This is a genomic window from Candidatus Methanoperedens sp., assembly GCA_027460525.1.
Lineage (GTDB): Archaea > Halobacteriota > Methanosarcinia > Methanosarcinales > Methanoperedenaceae > Methanoperedens.
Map to the genome: position 1 here is coordinate 1 of JAPZAS010000012.1, position 17,358 is coordinate 17,358.

The window sequence follows — 17,358 nt, forward strand, 5'->3', positions numbered from 1 at the left end:
GTTTGGGTAGGCTGACTACGCTCTTTTTCGTGTCTTAGGGCGGCCACTGTGGCTTCGAGCCCGTTGTCGCGCCTGTACTCGTCTAACCATGCTTGGTAGCAGGCAGCCACAACTGCAATCACACAGACGGAGACGTAATACTTCGCTGAAAGCGCCTTTTCTGTACGATATGGTCATGTCGTGGTTCATGAGGAACTGCCCGAAGCATGCGGCGAAGCGAAGGAAAAGCTGCTTCTTGTCTGCCTCGATAGAATATTGCCGCGCAGGGAAGCGGTCGAGGTATTTTTTAAGAGTGGGATGGTTCATATCATACATCAGGGGCGTCTCAACTTCCATTGCACCCTTTTTTGCGGTTTCATCCAGCACATAGGTCTCAATAAGGCTCTTCATAAGCCGCCCCTTGGGATAGAAACGCATATTCCCCGAATCTGAGCCAGGCTCATAATCCGCAAGCTCAAGCCTCCTCATGAGTTCTACGTGAGGAGGGATTTTGTCAACGGCGCGGCTCTTGTGAATCTCATAATTTACGAATTTCTTAAGATTGTCATGCCCTGTAAAATCAAAATTCTCAGGCTTGAGTAATTCACCCTCAGGCGTCAGTATGTGCCAGTATGACGTCGCTTTTGCCTCGGATTTCAGGGCTTCAGATACCACTTCCTCCTTAGCCGTTTCCTTTATGACCGTAACGCATTTTTCCTCGCCGCCTGTCCTTATTGTTCTTGAAAGCTCTGAAAGCGGGTGCCCCTTGCACTTTATTGTGAAGGATTTATACCAGCCGAAGGGTGCGCGCTTAACTTCAAATTTTGCCTCCTTAAGTAATTCTTCAAGGTTTTTCAGGGCTTCAATAGCCGCTTTTGGGGAGGAGAGGCTTGAACTCAGGTGTGCGTAGGGATATAACATCACGCGGTTTGTCTTTACCTGTTCCGTGACTTTTCTTATTTCCTCTGCTGTCTGTTGAGCGGCATATTCGATGTTTTCTTCATCATTCTTCTCAACAGCCACAAAAACCGTGAGGGCTTCCTCCATCCGCCCTTTTTTCAGGGTATCGTCTATTTTCTCAGCAACAGGCGTGCTTCTTTTGGTCTCGTATTCTATGTAGTCTGAATGAATGAGCAGTATCTGCATGGTATCACTTTCTCGCATCTACACTGCTATTAAGCTTAAAGTTTTGTCGGTTTTAAAAACAGGTTCAATTCGTGGTGGTATTATCCTAATGTGCAATATCATTAGTGGAAACCTTTTTTGCCAGTTCCTTACGTATTTTCAAAGCCTCTGTGTATGCCTTCTCCGCATCCTCAAACTTATTTAGATGGCCATATAAGATTCCAAGATTGTTCTGAACCCTAGCGACTTCAGGCAGGTAAGCATCTGGATTCTTTTTTGCCACTTCCTTACTTATTTTCAAAGCCTCTATAAGTGCCTTCTTCGCATCCTCAAACCTTTCTAAATCGCTGTATAAGATTCCAAGATTGTTCTGAACCTTAGCGACTGCAGGAAGGTAAGCATCTGGACTCTTTTTTGCCAGTTCCTTACGTATTTTCAAAGCCTCTGTGTATGCCTTCCTCGCATCCTCAAACTTATTTAGATGCCTATATAAGGTTCCAAGATTGTTCTGAGTTGCAGCGACATCAGGAAGATAAGCATCTGGACTCTTTTTTGCCAGTTCCTTACGTATTTTCAAAGCCTCTGTGAATACCCTCCTTGCGTCCTCAAACTTTTTTAGATGCCTATATAAGATTCCAAGATTGTTCTGATTTGTAGCGACTTCAGGCAGGTAAGCATCTGGACTCTTTTTTGCCAGTTCCTTACTTATTTTCAAAGCCTCTGTGTATGCCTTCTCCGCGTCCTCAAACTTTTTTAGGTGGCTATATAAGATTCCAAGATTGTTCTGAGCTCCTGCGACATAACGCAGGTAAGCATCTGGACTCTTTTTTGCCAGTTTCTTATAAAATTTCAAAGTCTCTGTAAATGCCTTCTCCGCATCCTCAAACTTTTTTAGATCACCATATAAGGTTCCAAGATTGTTCTGAACACTAGCGACTTCAGGTAGGTAAGCATCAGGATTCTTTTTTGCCAGTTCCTTACTTATTTTCAAAGCCTCTATAAGTGCCTTCTTCGCATCCTCAAACCTTTCTAAATCGCTGTATAAGATTCCAAGATTGTTCTGAGCCCTAGCAACATAAGGCAGGTAAGCATCTGGACTCTTCTTTGCCAGTTTCTTATAAAATTTCAAAGCCTCCTTGTAAGACCTCTCTGCGTCCTCGAACTTATTTAGATTGCTATATAGGATTCCGAGTGTCCCCAATATAGATGCCTTTTCATCGTCTCCAAAGTAATTTTTCAGTTCCTCGCCAACATCTATAAGCCTTTTAAAACCATAGTGTACCGGTCTTAAATTTTCGCTTAAACCCAAGAAAATATTAATTAATTTTGCATCTTGGCTTAATTTTGAACTGTGATATAAAATTTCTACAACATCATCGTAATCTTGGAATTTCTCACTTTTATTTTTATAATATTCAATCGCCTTTCCATGCATCTCTTTTTCATCTCCTTTCATCGCCTCCTGTATATGTTTATACGAGAATCTGTATATTCCATCATCTCCCCTTCTTTTTTCTAAGAAACCAGTATCAATCAGTTCTCTAAAAATTTTATTAAAATCTGTAGGGTAAATTCGCTTAATTGCTTCAACATCAAGATTAGTTTCCAAATCTGTATTAATGACCGATAGATTCTTTAATAAAATAAATGCGTCTTTGCTAAGGACTTCCTCTATCACCCTGCTTAAGAACTCTGCAACATGATCAGGATTTGATAAATCAAACGCCTGTTTGTACTCTTTAAGTTTCTGAAAATTTATCATCTCATTATTTCTTACGAGTATTTCCGTGAAAACAGGATGTCCTTCAGATATATCTTTAATTTTCTCCTTTACTTCATCACTGATTTCTTCATCCAAACGATAAGCTATCAAGTCTATAAGTTCTCCTCTATCTTCAGCATCAATTCCAGTAAGATGGAGTTCGTTTTTTGTCAAACCCATTTTCTTTTTTGATGCGAGAACCATGTTCCTGTGCGTATTTTTTACTAATTCCTTAACATCATCATCCGCCAATTGAAAATCATCAATAAATAAGAATATATTTTCATTCTCAATTTTACCTGCAATTATTCTAATCTTTTCGTCTTTCTGTTTCGTTCTTATTCCATCAGGAACAGATAAAGCATACATAATATCATCCAGTGCTATTTTATTTCCGATGGTCTCATATTGATTCTTCTTGAAATTTTCTCTAAAAAATTTATATCCTGAATCAGTTATATAAGATTGTTTCGTACCCACTGTAACAATTTTCATCCCGTTTAATCTTTGAATGATCAAAGCTACATGAATCAAAGTTGTTTTGCCAATCCCTCCAACACCATAAACTTCAACACTTTCATCCATTTTTTCAAGTAAATCTTTCAGTTCTTCTTTTCTCCCGCAAAAATCCTTAAGATTTATCTTTCCTTCAGAATACCATTTTCCAATATTAGTAGCCAAATGTCCAGTTATTGTTTTAATATCATCAATATCTATGCTTGGACAGAATTCCATTTCTGCTTCTTCTTTAAATCTCCAAACTTTTTTTGCAACTTCAAAATAGTGTTCAATTTCGTCACTATTCAATTCATTTAAAATCGAACTGTCCTTAACTTGTCGCCAATCAATTTCCTTCCATTCCTTTAGAATTCTTATCGTATCCCAGCCTTTATCAATTATATAAGCCAGATGAGGTTTATTATCTGCCAAAGCTACTTTATATTCACAATGAGTATAGGATATTTCACCAAGGGTGCATTCTTCTTTACAATCTTTGACTTTACATTCTTTCAAAAAAGAACCGTAATAAGGAGAGATAAGAAAAATCACAATATCACTGTCTTTCAATTTTTTGATGGCAATTTCTTGGGATGTTTTTCCGTCAGGAAAAAAATCCTCCATGCCGACAGTAAGGAGAGCAGGTTTTAATTTATCACGAAGGAGTTTTCTTTCTTTTTCCATATCTCGAAAAGTTGAGCTTATAAATACTTTTATCATTTTATCCACATCTTTTCTATACCCTTGTTCATTAACAATTAATTCTCTTTCATATATATATTCCCCATAAAACCGTGACTCTGATTGAATCAAAGAATAAAATTAAAATCAAAATTTTTGCACCATATCCTAAATGAATTCATCTCCCGATTCATACGACCAATTATTGGATATGAACCAAGACGTTTTAATTCGTATTGATAAATTGAAACGGTCTCGCTTTTAAGCGAAAAAGAGTGACTGATTCACCGCGGAGGCGCGCAAAGCCTGAGTCGAGCCTCTGCGGCTTTGCGGTATCCTCATCGAATAAAAACACAAAGCGCACAAAGAACGCAAAGTGCAGCTTGTTAAAAATTTCACCAAGAGTTCTTTTTGAGTTCGCTGTTATCCATTGTCGTCCACCCGATGCCAAGGTGCGGGTCGATGAGAGTAGAATAGAAGGTTACGGAGTTATTAGTATGCCGGTCTTTATCACTGGCACATCATGCCAATAATTCGCTAAGAGCATCCCGCACATGATAAACTTTAAAGGCGGCTTTCTTTGCTTTGATTCTATCTATAAAATCCTCTTTATCCAGGGATATAAGCATGGTCTTAAAATCAAGCGATGTCTGTAAGTAAAAGGCATCGGCTGAATAAACCCGATACTTTAAGCCAGTTTTTCCGACCCTTTCGCACTGAATGCGAGAACCATAATCTTCCAGATGGTAAACCATTTTATAAAAATCCTTCAATGCCTTCTTTGCCGCAGATTCGCCTTTTGTCTTTCCAATTGCATTGTATAGCTCTGTAATACAGATTGGGGGTTGATAGAGCAGGAATGATGTTCCCACATAACCCAATATCTCACTGCATTCTTTGCTATATTCTTCATTATTTTTTACAGCAGAAATAAGCACGTTAGAATCAAGAGTTACCCTTGTATTAATAACCCCTCGCATGCTTTCGCTCTTTTCTTACAAGTTCAACGGAACTTATTTCGATTTTATCCTGAACCTCTTTCAGCTTTAAAAAATCCAGCGCAGCTTTATGCATCCCTCTTTTTTGTTTTACAATAGGAACTTCTATCTGAGAATATAGACCTCTCCTTAATTCCTGTATCTCTTTTTCTAATTTCTTCATCCGACCCAGCACTTTCTGTACTTGCATATCATTCTCTATTTGCTTGTCAATTCTTAAGCTTATTTCTTGAACTTTGACTCATTCTTGCACCAATCCTGTCAAAACGACTCTGTCTTACCGGCACCCCACACCCAATCCACAGCATCCCGCTGCAAAACTCAAGAACGGCGCCGAACAGTCAAAAATAATTCAGCCATCCTATTCCCAGACCACGGCGCCGACACAAAATGCGATAACCCCCAAAATCTTTGCGCCCTCTGCGGCTTTGCGGTGATTTAGATTAAATTTCACTTCTCGCCCACCCGCCTATGAGATGTATGTGCAGATGGAAGATTATCTGTCCTCCTCCCCTGCCTACGTTTATTATCACTTTGTAGCCGCTCTCGTCTATCCCCAGTATTCTCGCAATTTCCTTCGCCTTGAGAATCATCCTGGAGATGATGGCGCTGTGGCGCTCATCAAGGGAATTTACGCTTTCAATATGCTCCACAGGAAGAATAAGCACATGGACAGGCGCTTTAGGTCTTGTATCGTGAAAGACCACCATGTTCTCATCCCTGTAAATAAAATTTGCAGGCGCCTCGCCTTTAATGATTTTGCAGAAGATGCAGTCGCTGGTCATAACATTGCCTTTTCTTATGAAATCTGGTTTTGAATTTCTGAACTGTTTTTTAGATATTCTACTATTTTTTCTCGAATAATTGTATGCAAATCGAACTCTATTTCATCATCGAGTTTTTCCAATGGAAAAATAACGCAAGGATACTTGTTAGGATTATTATTGAAATCCTGATTTTGAGTTATAAATAACGGTATGATAGATTCATAGGGAAATTTTTCTTTATAAGCAGCGATATAATCATCCATTCTACGCCTAGCAATTCTTCTCGCATTTTTTTTATTTTCACTCGAACCTTCATAAAACTTAATCTCGATAGCAATTACAATTCCATGCCCGTTTAATGAGGTGGATAGTTCCATATCAGGAGTTAAATCTCCAATAAGTGGAAATAGGTTAAGCGAGCACCCATCTCTATTGCTAAAATACAATTCAAAACGCCTCTTAATTAAATATTCATAAACAGAAGTTTTATTTTTCAGATCGGATTTGTCTTCAATCGGACTTGCACAATATTTATACAAATCCTTTAACATTAGACTCTTTTTATGATTGTTCATAAAATAATCCTTTATTGTAACGCAAGCACCTTCTCCAGCATCTCAAACCTGCTCACCGCAAGCTCCTTGCTTGCAATGCGCCTGATTATGGCGCGCCCTGTATCGAAAACTATGATCTTCTCAACAGGCGGGTTTGTAAGTATGAGCATCTCGTTGTCAGGAGTAACCTGCACGCTATCGAAATGTTTTTTAAGCTCTTCAACTGCATCCTGCGTTATTTTTATACTGCCGAGCTCAGCCTCCCCGCTGAATAAATCCTCCTCTCCTTTTGTGAAACACGGGTCGATGGTAATTATTTTCATAAAACTGTGCCTTTAACTTAAACAAATTAGCAAATCTGCGTTCATCTGCGTTTATCTGCGGTTTCTATACCAAGAATATCTTCAACTTTATCCATGATTTCCTTTGCTATCTCACTTTTGGTTCCCGAAACCCGCTTAACCGTGTCATCGATAATATAAACATCGTTTGTATCCGCTCCCATGCCGCCTCTTGATACATCGTTTGCCACAACCATGCTGAGCCCGGAGGCTTCCAGCGATTCGCGCGCCCTTCTTACCAGTTCCTCTTCCGTTACGCCAGTTTCTGCTTTAAAGCCAATAATTTTCAGTTCAGGGTATTTTGAACGCACCTCTTTGATGAGTTTGGGCGCTGGCTTCAGGGTCAGCGTAACCTCTTTACCCGATTTTATCTTATTCTTGGATGGAGTAACTGTAAAATCCGATATCGCAGCTGCGCTTATCAGCAGGTCGTATCCCTTACCAAGCTCCCCAAGCACGGTATCGGTCATATCCCTCGCGCTCTCTACATCGAATTCGCATATCCCCTGAAACCCGATGCATCCCCTGTGAACAAGAGTGACATCCGCTCCTCTCCTGAAAGCCTCAAGCGCAAGCTCGATTCCTGTCTTTCCGGAGGCGCGGTTGGTTAGTATCCTGATGGGGTCAATAGCCTCTGCGGTTGCGCCCCCTGTGATAAGGATGCGTTTGCCCGCCAGCGATTTCCCTCCAAGTGCCCTCTCCACCCGAAGCACGATTTCTTCATTTGTGGCTATCTTAGCCGCGCCTTCTTCGGTTATGGGATTCACGAATTCAACTCCCAACTCAACGAGTTTCCCTGTGTTCTCAATAACTATCGGGTGGTCGTACATGGATTCATGCATCGCAGGCACTATTATTATCGGGATACCTGAGCCAAAAGCCGTTGTCGCAAAGGTTGTGACCGGCGTATCGTCTATCCCGTGTGCCATCTTCCCGATGGTGTTCGCAGTACACGGCGCGATCAGCAAAAGAGAAGCCCTTCCACCGATTCCGCAGAATTCCACATGTTCCACATCGCCTGTTATTTCTGTAATCACCGGATTGCCCGTAGCATAGCGCATGGCTTCAGGATTCAGGATTTTCTGCGCAGCCTGCGTCATTACGGCATACACACTTGCGCCACGCCTTCTCAATTCACGGGCAAGCTCAACGCACCGCACGGCTGCGATGCTGCCCGTGATTCCAAGGACTATGGTCATGCCTTCGAGTGAGTTTGAGGACTGGATTATTTGAGCACTCATCACTTTCTTTTACAGTGTAAAAAGATAAGAAGGTTTTGATTAAATTCCGCAAGACCAAAATACTAAAGCGACAATAATAAATCAATGATAACAATCGGCGTAATAACGCGAGGGAAATACGGTTTGCGTTTAATAGAAAATATCAAAAAAAATTCTGATTTCAAGGTCTCTTCCTTACAAATCCCTGAGTCACTTCCCGATTTTATAGAGGCTCCATCTGATTTTTTGGCTGACCTGAATCTTGATAAGAGCGTATTTTCAAATGACCTTGTCATAGCATATACCCTTCACCCCGACCTTACCCCGGAAATCGTGCGCCTCGCAGGAGAGAACGGTGCCCGGGCAGTAATTATCGCAGGCGGCGCGGCAAGGGCAGGCGGGTTATCCGAGCTTCAAAAGATTTCTGAAAAATATAATATGCATATCGAAATCCACGAAATCTGCTGTGATATAGAACAATGCGGTAATAATGTCATTGACGAATTCGCTTCATGTTTCGGAAGACCCAGGATCAGGATAACCACAAAGGGTGGCATCATCTCAAACGTGGAGGTGCTCCGCGGCGCACCCTGCGGGAGCACATGGCACATGGCGAAGGGGCTTGTGGGGGCGAGCATAAAAGGTGCGCCGGGAAAAGCAGGGCTTCTTGTGCAGCAGTACCCGTGCAGGGCTCTTCGGGGCATCAAAGGCGGAATACATAAGGCAGGAGAGTTACATAAAAAAGCAGTGGAAATGGCACAAGAGGAGTGAGATGGATGAAAAATTCAATATATGAAAAGGCGCTTCGGTTTCATGAATCCCATCATGGGAAAATAGCCCTGAAAAGCAAAGTCAGTGTAAAAACAAAAGAAGATATGAGCCTCGCCTATACACCCGGGGTTGCCGAGCCGTGCCTTCGGATTCATAAAAACAGCGAGGATGTCTACCGCTATACCGGAAAAGCAAACTTTGTGGCTGTTGTGAGTGACGGCTCATCCGTGCTCGGTTTGGGCGACCTCGGGGCTTTGGCTGCGATGCCGGTAATGGAGGGGAAAGCCATGCTTTTCAAGGTCTTTGCGGGTGTGGACGCGTTTCCAATATGCCTTGATACAAAGGATACCGATGAGATAATCAATATCGTAAAGAACATTGCGCCTGTTTTCGGAGGTATCAACCTTGAAGATATTGGCGCTCCGAGGTGTTTTGAAATAGAGACGCGCTTAAAGAAATTGCTCGATATCCCTGTGTTTCACGACGACCAGCACGGCGCTGCACTGGTAATGCTTGCAGGCTTGATTAACGCCTTAGCTGTAGTAGGGAAAAAATTCAATGAGATAAAAGTGGTCATAAGCGGAGCGGGAGCTGCGGGCACTGCAGGTGCCAGGCTCCTGATAAATGAAGGGGTAAAGGATATTCTTGTATGCGACTCCAGAGGCATAATTTATGAAGGCAGAGGTGATTTGAACCCAGCTAAAGAAGAGCTTGCGAAGCTTACCAACAAAAATAAAATCTCCGGGTCTCTTGCCGATGCAATGAAAGGAGCCGATGTTTTTATTGGTTTATCGGTAGGCGGTATAGTTTCTGAGAATATGGTGCGTTCCATGGCTGATGATGCGATCGTTTTCCCGCTTGCAAACCCTGTGCCAGAGATTATGCCTGAAAAAGCAAAGAAAGCTGGGGCGCGCATCGTCGGGACGGGGCGTTCAGACTGCATAAACCAGATAAACAACGCCCTTGGCTTTCCGGGCATCTTCAGGGGTGCGCTGGACGTAAGGGCAAAGGATATCAATGAGGAAATGAAACTGGCAGCGGCAAGTGCACTGGCTTCGCTGGTGTCCGAGCCTTCGGAGGAACTGATTATACCCGGCATTTTTGATCCGAGAGTTGCCCCCACTGTTGCTTCAGCCGTGGCGCAGGCTGCTATGGACAGCGGCGTGGCAAGGCTGCGCGTTGAACCCCTGGAAGTTGCAGAACATACAAGAAAACTTGTGACATCGCAATGAAGCTTACAAACCTGCTGATACTTCTATGCACAGCTTTCAGCTTATACGCATGGAACACATCAAACAATCTTGCCTTCAGCGAATATGCGCTATTTCATGGAGGATATTACACACTCTTAACAGGGTTGTTCGTCCATGCAAGCCTTGTCCATCTTGCAGGCAACATGCTTTTCCTGTATGTATTCGGAAGCAGCCTTGAGAATGAGGTAGGCGCACGGCGGACTGCAGCAGTGTTCTTTACAGGAGGAATACTTTCGTTCGTCCTGAGCATTCCATTCTATCCCGGCGCCGATATGCTTGGTGCCTCAGCGGCGATATTTGCGGTCATGGCTGCCGTTTTGCTGGTTCGCCGCCCCGGGTATTCGATTCAATTTCTCTCGCCGTTGGGACCATTGGCTCTCTTGTATTTCATCTTCAATATAGCGTCAGTCGGGTCCGGGGGAAATGTGGCTTATATATCGCATGTCATCGGCTTTCTTATCGGGCTGTTTTTCGGGGCATGGTGGAATACCGAGTGGAAGAAAAGCCTGCTTTTGACACTGCTGCTTGCCGGATATATAATGCTTTATAATTATTTGAAAGTGTGGATTTAAAATGAGGGATTGTTCAGGGATAAGCTCCTTTAATAAACTCCCCAGGATCGATACACGCCCCGCTGGCTACCGTTGCGCCCACGTTGATCATACTGTTTATACCTGTGTGCACGTTATCCCCCATTATCACGCCTAATTTCCTCCTGCCCGAATCGAATCTCTTTCCCGAGAGTTTCATCATTATCGTCCTGCCGTCATGCCTCAGGTTCGCCACCTTTGTGCCGGCTCCAAAATTGCAGCCTTCTCCGATGACACTGTCTCCAACATAACTCAAATGACCTATATGTGTCCTGTTCATCAGGATGCTGTTCTTCACCTCAACGGCATTTCCTATACGTACCCCGTCCCCGATGCTGGTAAAAGGTCTGATAAAGCAGTTTGGTCCGATGTCGCCGTTCTTTCCTATGACCACAGGTCCGATAATATAAGCGCCGTTTCTTATTATGGTACCCTCGCCGACAGCCACATTGCCTTTCAGGGTTGCATAGGGCTCTATCTCGCCATGAATGTCCCAATCGGCTTTGTTTTTCAACATCATTTCATTGGCGGAAAACAGGTGCCAGGGGAATCCAATATCATGCCATTCAGAAAGCTCAGTGTGGTTCACCTCCCTTCCGGAATCAATCAGGAGCTGGATGGAATCCGTTATTTCAAGTTCCCCCCGCGGGGATGGCTTTGTATTTTCAATGGCATCGAATATCGAAGGCTCAAAGATGTAGATGCCGGCGTTTGCAAGGTCGGAGGCGGATTTTCTGGGTTTTTCAACGAGTCTTTCTACGCTCTTCCCCTTGACATACAAAATCCCATACACCTCTGGATTTGCCACTTTCATCGCTGTTAGGACAGCCTCTCCTTTAGCATTGCAGATTCTCTTGATATCCGGAATACCCGTAAAAACATCACCGTTAGTTACAAGGAACCTTTCGTTTATCGAATCTCTTGCAACCGCTATGGCATCTGCAGTTCCTTTCTGGACCTTCTGCTCGATATATTCTATATCAACACCTAACCCGGAGCCGTCTTTGAAATAATCTGTAATCTTTTCTTTATGATAACCGGTAACTATCAAAAACTCCCTGATGCCTGCTGCTTTCAGGTTAACGATAATATGCTCAAGTATGGGTTTATTTGCCACAGGAAGCATTGCCTTGGGCCTGTTCTCAGTGAGGGGTCCCATTCTAGTCCCCTTTCCTGCCGCAAGAATGACCGCTTTCATGCTATCGCCTCCCTTACAATCTCAGAAACCATATTATACAGCTCGCTGCACCTCTCCATGGATTCCACCGTTATCCTGATTTTTGGCTCGGTGCCGCTGGGGCGGACAAGTATCCAGCCATCTTCGAGGTCAACCCTGATGCCGTCAAGGGTATTGAAAGTCCCAGTATTTAAATACGGGGACTCCTCCAATTTCCGGGCAATTTTAGCCATAGCCTTCTCTTTATCCGCGCAGGGAAATGCGCCGCGTTTGATTGGATACTCGGGTATTGCGTCAAGTAATTTGCTGAAATCGCCTTCTTTCTCTATTATCTCAACCAGGCGGGCGGCAGCATAAATCCCGTCGGGACAGAAAGAGAGCTTCGGGAAAATCCATGCACCTGAGGGTTCGCCTCCGAATTCCCCGCCTATTTTATTTAACTCTTCTGCAACATAAACATCCCCGACCTTTGTGCGTGAAATTTTTATCCCGCCCAAGAGGTCGTCAATTACCCTCGAAGTATCGACCGGAACCACGATGGCTTTTTTAGCTTCACGGAGAGCAAAAAAAGCCAGCATCTTATCCCCGCTGACGAATCGTCCATGATTATCCACAGCCATCATCCTGTCCGCATCCCCGTCATGGGCAATGCCCAGGTCTGCGCCAGAGGCTTTCACAGTATTTTTCAGAATGCTGAGCGTCTCATCAACGGGTTCAGGTTTTCTTGCCGGAAAATGACCGTTCGGCTGGCAATTGAGCGAAACCACCTTGCATCCCATTTCCCTGAGCACAAAGGGTGTGATAACGGAAGCTGCCCCGCATCCGCAGTCAACCACGACCTTCAACGATGCTTTGCCCACGTTTTTGAGTATATAGGCCGAATGCTCTTCAATAATATTGGCTTCGATTTCGACCTTGCCTATATCATCCCATGATGCGGTCTTCCAGTCCTCATTTTGTATCAGCGATTCAAGCTCATCCTGCTGCCGGGTATCAAATGCCCTTCCATCCCTGTTCCAGAATTTTATACCTGCGTATTCAGGCGGGTTATGCGATGCCGTTACCATCAAACCGCAGTCATGACGCCTTGCCGCAAAAGCAAGGGTCGGGGTCGGCACCATACCTGCGCGGGTCACGCAGCACCCAGCAGAAAGCAACCCCGAGATCATGGCATGTTCTATCATTTCGCCAGAGGTTCTCGGGTCACGCCCGATTATAGCTGAACCGTGCACCGATCCTACCGCATGCCCGACCTTAAGCGCAAGTTCGGGAGTTATTTCCTTATTTGCCAGTCCCCTGATACCCGATGAACCGAATAACGACACGGCTTATTCCACCGTCACGCTTTTTGCAAGGTTCCTGGGCTGGTCGATGGCGCAGTTGCGGTCTTTTGCGATATAATATGACAAAAGCTGCACTACAACTGTGGACAGGAAGGGGGAGAGGCTTTCCTCTGTCTCAGGCACGCATAACACTCCATCCACGTATTTCTCAATCTCGCTGTCCCTCTCACCCGCAATTGCAAGGACGGGAGCTTCTCTGGCTTTTATTTCCTTGATGTTGTTGACCATTTTATCATATGTCAAACCTTTTGTTGCTATCGCGACAACAGGCGTGTTTTTAGTAATCAGGGCGAGAGGACCGTGTTTCAGTTCGCCTGCGGGATAGCCTTCCGCATGGATGTAGGAGATTTCCTTAAGTTTGAGGGCCCCTTCAAGTGCAATCGGGTAATTAATAGTTCGCCCGATAAAGAAAAAGTCATTTGATGACGAAAATTTCTGTGCATATTTTTTAATCAGTTCTTTATTGCTGAGGATGCGTGTTATCTGCGCCGGTATCTGCTTCAGGGATACAAGCATGCGTTTCATGCGGTCGGGACTGATAAGTCCTTTGCTCTTCCCGAAATACAGGGCGAGAAGATACAGCACTCCGAGCTGGGAAACGAAAGTCTTTGTCGCGGCGACGCCGATCTCAGGCCCTGACCTTGTATATATAACGCCGTCAACTTCCCTTGTTATTGTACTGCCCATCACGTTCGTGATAGCCAGTGTTTTTACCCCGAAACTTTTGGCTTCGCGTAGCGCTGCAAGGGTATCGGCTGTCTCCCCGGACTGGGATATCACGATAACAAGGGAGCCGGGAGAGGAATGGGCATACCTGAACTCTGATGCTATCTCTACATCGACATGGATATGCGCGAACTGCTCGAACAGGTATTTGCCAAGAAGCCCTGCGTTGAATGACGTTCCGCATGCGATGATACTTATCCTGGGCAGCTCTTTGACCTGTTTCTCGGTCAGATTCAAACCGTCGAGGAAGATATTCCCTTCCAGTTCTGATATCCTGCCGGCAAGAGTCTCATGAAGTGCTTTAGGCTGTTCATGTATTTCCTTGAGCATGAAATGTTCATACCCTGATTTTTCAGCGGCTTCCAGGTCCCAATCAATAGTGGTTATGGTTTTTTCTATGGGATTTTTTCCGGCACCAAAAACCAAAACACCCTCCGGGGTAACGGAAGCCACCTCCATGTCGTCTAAATATATCACCCTGCGTGTGTATTTCAGAATGGCGGGAACATCCGAGGCTATAAAGTTCTCGCCATCGCCTATACCTATTATGAGAGGGCTATCTTTTCTTGCAGCTACAAGTTCAGTGCCGCACAAAACGGCAATCGCATAAGAGCCTTTTATGTCTTTTAGGGCTGATATGACCGCATCTTTAAGATTATTCTTATAATTGTGGTTTATGAGATGCGCCAGTACTTCCGTGTCCGTTTCCGAGACAAAGGCATATCCAGAGCGTGAGAGTTTTTCCCTCAATTCCTGGTAATTCTCAATAATCCCGTTATGGACAACGGCGATGTTCCCTGAGGTATGAGGATGGGCATTTACTTTGTTTGGTTTGCCGTGAGTAGCCCATCTTGTATGACCTATCCCGACGGTGCCGGATATACCTGCAAGAGTTTTTTTCAGGTCGATTATCCTGCCTTTATCCTTGTACACTTCAATCTTGTTGCTGTTAAAAACAGCAATCCCGGCAGAGTCATAGCCCCTGTATTCCAGTCTTTCAAGGGAATCAATAAGTATCGGGACAGCCTGTCTACTGCCGTTATATCCCACAATTCCGCACATACTAGACCACAATAGAATCGGGAGGGATGTCTTTATGCACAGTCACCCCTGCCTCGATGTTACAGTTATTTGCCACAAACTTCCCGGCTTTTATTAAAACACGGTTAGCAAGGAAATTATCATCTCCTATCACCGTCCCGAGCAATTCTGCATGGTGCAATATACCTTTCATCTCTATCATAAGGTCTTTTCCCACCTCGGTTGAGAAATGCGGACCTATGTTGTTGTTAGCTCCGATGATAGAACTGGATATGTATGAGTTGCTGCCAACCCGCACGTCGTTCATGAGTATGCTGTTCTGTATCTCCACCGAGGAATCGATCGAGGTATTATCTCCGATGGCGGTTGAGGGTAAAATCACGGTATTCGGTCCGATATCGCAGTTTTTTCCGATGGTCACCGGTCCGACTATATAACACCCGGCACGGATGATGCTGTTCTCCCCAATAGCTACGTTTCCTTTTATTACGGCGCCCTTTTCGATAATCCCTGACAGCTCTTTCTTGTACTCCTCTAGCACCACGGCATTGGCTTTAAGGAAGTCCCAGGAATGTACGGCATCCATCCACATGGACTTTGATTCTACCATGCTTACGTTTTTCCCATTAAGAATCATCGACTGTATGGTATCTGTAATAGCATATTCCCCGGTTTCAGAAAGCGGCGTTTTTTCAATCTCATCAAAAATTTCAAGTGAGAAAATGTATGCTCCGGCATTAATAAAGTGGCTCACCACTTCTTTTGGCTTTTCCAGTATCTTTGTGACCCTGCCGTGCTCTGAAATTACAACCCCGTAGCCTGTGGTCTGTTCCCTCTCCACTGCAAGCAGGGTAATAGAGCCGCTTTTGCCAGCCAGGAGGTCAGAGATCGTGCCGGCGTCTATGAGGTTATCGCCATTAAGGACAAGAAAATCGCCATCCACGTAATCCTTCACCTGCTTCACCGCATGCGCGGTTCCAAGCTGCGCATCCTGGAAGACGTAGCTGATTTTCACTCCAAAGTCCACTCCTTCGCCAAAATAATCCATTATCCGTTCTTTCTTATACCCTACTACAAGTACGATTTCCTTGATACCTTTCCCGGCTAACGCGTTAATAATGTGCTCCAGTAAAGGCTTATTCGCAACTGGCAGCATCACTTTGGAACGTGTCAGAGTGAGAGGGCGGCAACGCAGGCCTTCTCCGGCTGCAAGAATTACTGCTTTCATGCTCTTTATTTATGGTCAATTAGGTTTATTATCTTATCGTACGGAGTGGAAAAGCCTTCTGTTTATTTGAGGGTTTCAGCAAAAAACGGCGTCTCCTTCGATGGTTTTTAACATGTGCGCCTGCTGCCGCAGGGAGAGGCGCCGCTGTGTAAGGAGATGGTTAGCAGACAAGAAGTTGAAACCTAAAGTTTCACTTGAGGAGGGATTAAAAGAAACAATAAAATACTTTCAAGGATGTTTTGGGTGTGATTAATAATGAAAATATTACTGACTGGAGGACTGGGGCAGGTTGGTTCATATGCAGGGGAGAGGCTTTCTGAGAACAATGAGATTACTATCATAGATAACTTTTCTAACAGTTTAAATAATATAAAATTCTCTTCAAATATTAAGATAATAAAAGGAGATATACGCAATCAGAAAATAGTAAATGATCTTGTCGGTAAGGCAGATACAATCATTCATACAGCGGCCCAGACAAGTGTCAATAAGTCCGTAGAAGACCCGATTTATGATGCAGATAACAATGTCAATGGAACCTTAAACCTTCTTGAAGCAGCCAGAAAATCGGATATCGAGCGTTTCGTGTATATAAGTTCAGCCGCTGTGTACGGCGACCCGATAACCCTTCCGATCAATGAGGAACACCCAACCAACCCACTCTCACCCTACGGATTGAGCAAACTTACAGGCGAAAGATACGCAATGCTTTACCATAGCCTTTATGGGCTTCCGGTGGTTTGTCTGCGCCCTTTTAACATATTCAGCCCCCGCCAGAATCCAGGTAGTCCTTATTCGGGTGTGATCACGAAGTTCATTGAGAGGATAAAATATAACAAGAACCCTGTGATATTCGGGGATGGGAACCAGACCAGGGACTTTGTATATATAGAGGATGTGGTGGACGTTATATTTAATACGCTGGAGAACAAGAAAGCTGTTGGAAATGTGTTTAATATAGGGACAGGCAAACCCACTAAAGTTAAGGAGCTGGCAGAAGTTCTCATTGAGATTTCAAACAGGAAATTGGAGCCGGAGTTTATAAAGGCACTGACAGGAGATATCAGGGAAAGCTATGCGGATATCACAAAAGCCAAGAGGATATTTGGATACAAGCCCGGGTATACCTTAGAAAAGGGACTGAGGTTATGTTTAAGCGAAATAGAAAGAAAGGATTCTAACCATCAAACTATCTTGAATGATGGTTACATGTTGCAGAAAAATACAAGCGCAAGCTTAAAATAAATAAAACAGGTTAATTAGAATGGGTCGAAAATGCAATCAAGTATAAAACGCTTAAAGCA

General features: G+C 44.1%; 15 protein-coding genes and 1 pseudogene. 4 read left to right on the plus strand and 12 right to left on the minus strand.

What is annotated here, in order from left to right:
• Positions 1-159 precede the first annotated feature (159 nt).
• From O8C68_03435 to coaBC, 8 genes and pseudogenes are all read right to left on the minus strand, one after another.
• Positions 160-1,125 (minus strand): annotated as a pseudogene (locus O8C68_03435) (threonine--tRNA ligase).
• Between the two features lie 85 nt (positions 1,126-1,210).
• Positions 1,211-4,084, minus strand: coding sequence for a tetratricopeptide repeat protein (locus O8C68_03440; GenBank protein ID MCZ7394859.1), 2,874 nt, complete (start codon positions 4,082-4,084; stop codon positions 1,211-1,213).
• Between the two features lie 482 nt (positions 4,085-4,566).
• On the minus strand, positions 4,567-5,025 hold the full coding sequence (locus tag O8C68_03445; protein ID MCZ7394860.1) for a PIN domain-containing protein: 459 nt from the start codon (positions 5,023-5,025) through the stop codon (positions 4,567-4,569).
• Entirely contained in the window at positions 5,009-5,233 is a 225-nt protein-coding gene (locus O8C68_03450) for a hypothetical protein (protein ID MCZ7394861.1), read from the minus strand. Before O8C68_03450 ends, O8C68_03445 begins: the two co-directional genes overlap by 17 nt.
• Positions 5,234-5,486: 253 nt before the next feature.
• Positions 5,487-5,828 carry a histidine triad nucleotide-binding protein gene (locus tag O8C68_03455; GenBank protein MCZ7394862.1) on the minus strand — a complete coding sequence of 114 codons (342 nt, stop codon included), beginning with the start codon at positions 5,826-5,828 and terminating at the stop codon, positions 5,487-5,489.
• A gap of 14 nt (positions 5,829-5,842) precedes the next feature.
• Entirely contained in the window at positions 5,843-6,361 is a 519-nt protein-coding gene (locus tag O8C68_03460; GenBank protein ID MCZ7394863.1) for a hypothetical protein, read from the minus strand.
• Positions 6,362-6,396: 35 nt separating this feature from the next.
• Positions 6,397-6,687, minus strand: coding sequence for a hypothetical protein (locus O8C68_03465; protein ID MCZ7394864.1), 291 nt, complete (start codon positions 6,685-6,687; stop codon positions 6,397-6,399).
• Positions 6,688-6,728: 41 nt separating this feature from the next.
• On the minus strand, positions 6,729-7,946 hold the full coding sequence (gene coaBC / locus O8C68_03470) for a bifunctional phosphopantothenoylcysteine decarboxylase/phosphopantothenate--cysteine ligase CoaBC (protein MCZ7394865.1): 1,218 nt from the start codon (positions 7,944-7,946) through the stop codon (positions 6,729-6,731).
• A gap of 84 nt (positions 7,947-8,030) precedes the next feature.
• Between coaBC and O8C68_03475 the strand changes: the two genes are divergently transcribed.
• From O8C68_03475 to O8C68_03485, 3 genes are read left to right on the plus strand one after another with little or no spacing between them, the layout of a single operon-like run.
• Entirely contained in the window at positions 8,031-8,696 is a 666-nt protein-coding gene (locus O8C68_03475; GenBank protein MCZ7394866.1) for a DUF166 domain-containing protein, read from the plus strand.
• Positions 8,697-8,701: 5 nt separating this feature from the next.
• On the plus strand, positions 8,702-9,928 hold the full coding sequence (locus O8C68_03480) for an NADP-dependent malic enzyme (GenBank protein ID MCZ7394867.1): 1,227 nt from the start codon (positions 8,702-8,704) through the stop codon (positions 9,926-9,928).
• On the plus strand, positions 9,925-10,521 hold the full coding sequence (locus O8C68_03485; protein MCZ7394868.1) for a rhomboid family intramembrane serine protease: 597 nt from the start codon (positions 9,925-9,927) through the stop codon (positions 10,519-10,521). Before O8C68_03480 ends, O8C68_03485 begins: the two co-directional genes overlap by 4 nt.
• A gap of 13 nt (positions 10,522-10,534) precedes the next feature.
• Here O8C68_03485 and O8C68_03490 read toward each other — a convergent pair whose 3' ends face one another.
• From O8C68_03490 to O8C68_03505, 4 genes are read right to left on the minus strand one after another with little or no spacing between them, the layout of a single operon-like run.
• Entirely contained in the window at positions 10,535-11,737 is a 1,203-nt protein-coding gene (locus O8C68_03490; GenBank protein ID MCZ7394869.1) for a sugar phosphate nucleotidyltransferase, read from the minus strand.
• On the minus strand, positions 11,734-13,041 hold the full coding sequence (glmM, locus tag O8C68_03495) for a phosphoglucosamine mutase (GenBank protein ID MCZ7394870.1): 1,308 nt from the start codon (positions 13,039-13,041) through the stop codon (positions 11,734-11,736). The genes O8C68_03490 and glmM overlap by 4 nt, the downstream gene beginning before the upstream one ends.
• Before the next feature lie 3 nt (positions 13,042-13,044).
• Entirely contained in the window at positions 13,045-14,847 is a 1,803-nt protein-coding gene (gene glmS / locus O8C68_03500; protein ID MCZ7394871.1) for a glutamine--fructose-6-phosphate transaminase (isomerizing), read from the minus strand.
• Between the two features lies 1 nt (position 14,848).
• A complete protein-coding gene (locus O8C68_03505) occupies positions 14,849-16,054 on the minus strand; it encodes a sugar phosphate nucleotidyltransferase (protein MCZ7394872.1) in 1,206 nt (401 codons plus the stop codon).
• 255 nt (positions 16,055-16,309) lie between these two features.
• Between O8C68_03505 and O8C68_03510 the strand changes: the two genes are divergently transcribed.
• Positions 16,310-17,299, plus strand: a complete 990-nt coding sequence (locus tag O8C68_03510; protein MCZ7394873.1) for a GDP-mannose 4,6-dehydratase — start codon at positions 16,310-16,312, stop codon at positions 17,297-17,299.
• Positions 17,300-17,358 lie beyond the last annotated feature (59 nt).

What these genes read in the sequence shown, in the direction of transcription:
- O8C68_03440 (MCZ7394859.1), bottom strand. Translation starts at nt 4,084, where the DNA reads ATGATAAAAGTATTTATAAGCTCAACTTTTCGAGATATGGAAAAAGAA.
- O8C68_03445 (MCZ7394860.1), bottom strand. Translation starts at nt 5,025, where the DNA reads ATGCGAGGGGTTATTAATACAAGGGTAACTCTTGATTCTAACGTGCTT.
- O8C68_03450 (MCZ7394861.1), bottom strand. Translation starts at nt 5,233, where the DNA reads ATGCAAGTACAGAAAGTGCTGGGTCGGATGAAGAAATTAGAAAAAGAG.
- O8C68_03455 (MCZ7394862.1), bottom strand. Translation starts at nt 5,828, where the DNA reads ATGACCAGCGACTGCATCTTCTGCAAAATCATTAAAGGCGAGGCGCCT.
- O8C68_03460 (MCZ7394863.1), bottom strand. Translation starts at nt 6,361, where the DNA reads ATGTTAAAGGATTTGTATAAATATTGTGCAAGTCCGATTGAAGACAAA.
- O8C68_03465 (MCZ7394864.1), bottom strand. Translation starts at nt 6,687, where the DNA reads ATGAAAATAATTACCATCGACCCGTGTTTCACAAAAGGAGAGGAGGAT.
- coaBC (MCZ7394865.1), bottom strand. Translation starts at nt 7,946, where the DNA reads ATGAGTGCTCAAATAATCCAGTCCTCAAACTCACTCGAAGGCATGACC.
- O8C68_03475 (MCZ7394866.1), top strand. Translation starts at nt 8,031, where the DNA reads ATGATAACAATCGGCGTAATAACGCGAGGGAAATACGGTTTGCGTTTA.
- O8C68_03480 (MCZ7394867.1), top strand. Translation starts at nt 8,702, where the DNA reads ATGAAAAATTCAATATATGAAAAGGCGCTTCGGTTTCATGAATCCCAT.
- O8C68_03485 (MCZ7394868.1), top strand. Translation starts at nt 9,925, where the DNA reads ATGAAGCTTACAAACCTGCTGATACTTCTATGCACAGCTTTCAGCTTA.
- O8C68_03490 (MCZ7394869.1), bottom strand. Translation starts at nt 11,737, where the DNA reads ATGAAAGCGGTCATTCTTGCGGCAGGAAAGGGGACTAGAATGGGACCC.
- glmS (MCZ7394871.1), bottom strand. Translation starts at nt 14,847, where the DNA reads ATGTGCGGAATTGTGGGATATAACGGCAGTAGACAGGCTGTCCCGATA.
- O8C68_03505 (MCZ7394872.1), bottom strand. Translation starts at nt 16,054, where the DNA reads ATGAAAGCAGTAATTCTTGCAGCCGGAGAAGGCCTGCGTTGCCGCCCT.
- O8C68_03510 (MCZ7394873.1), top strand. Translation starts at nt 16,310, where the DNA reads ATGAAAATATTACTGACTGGAGGACTGGGGCAGGTTGGTTCATATGCA.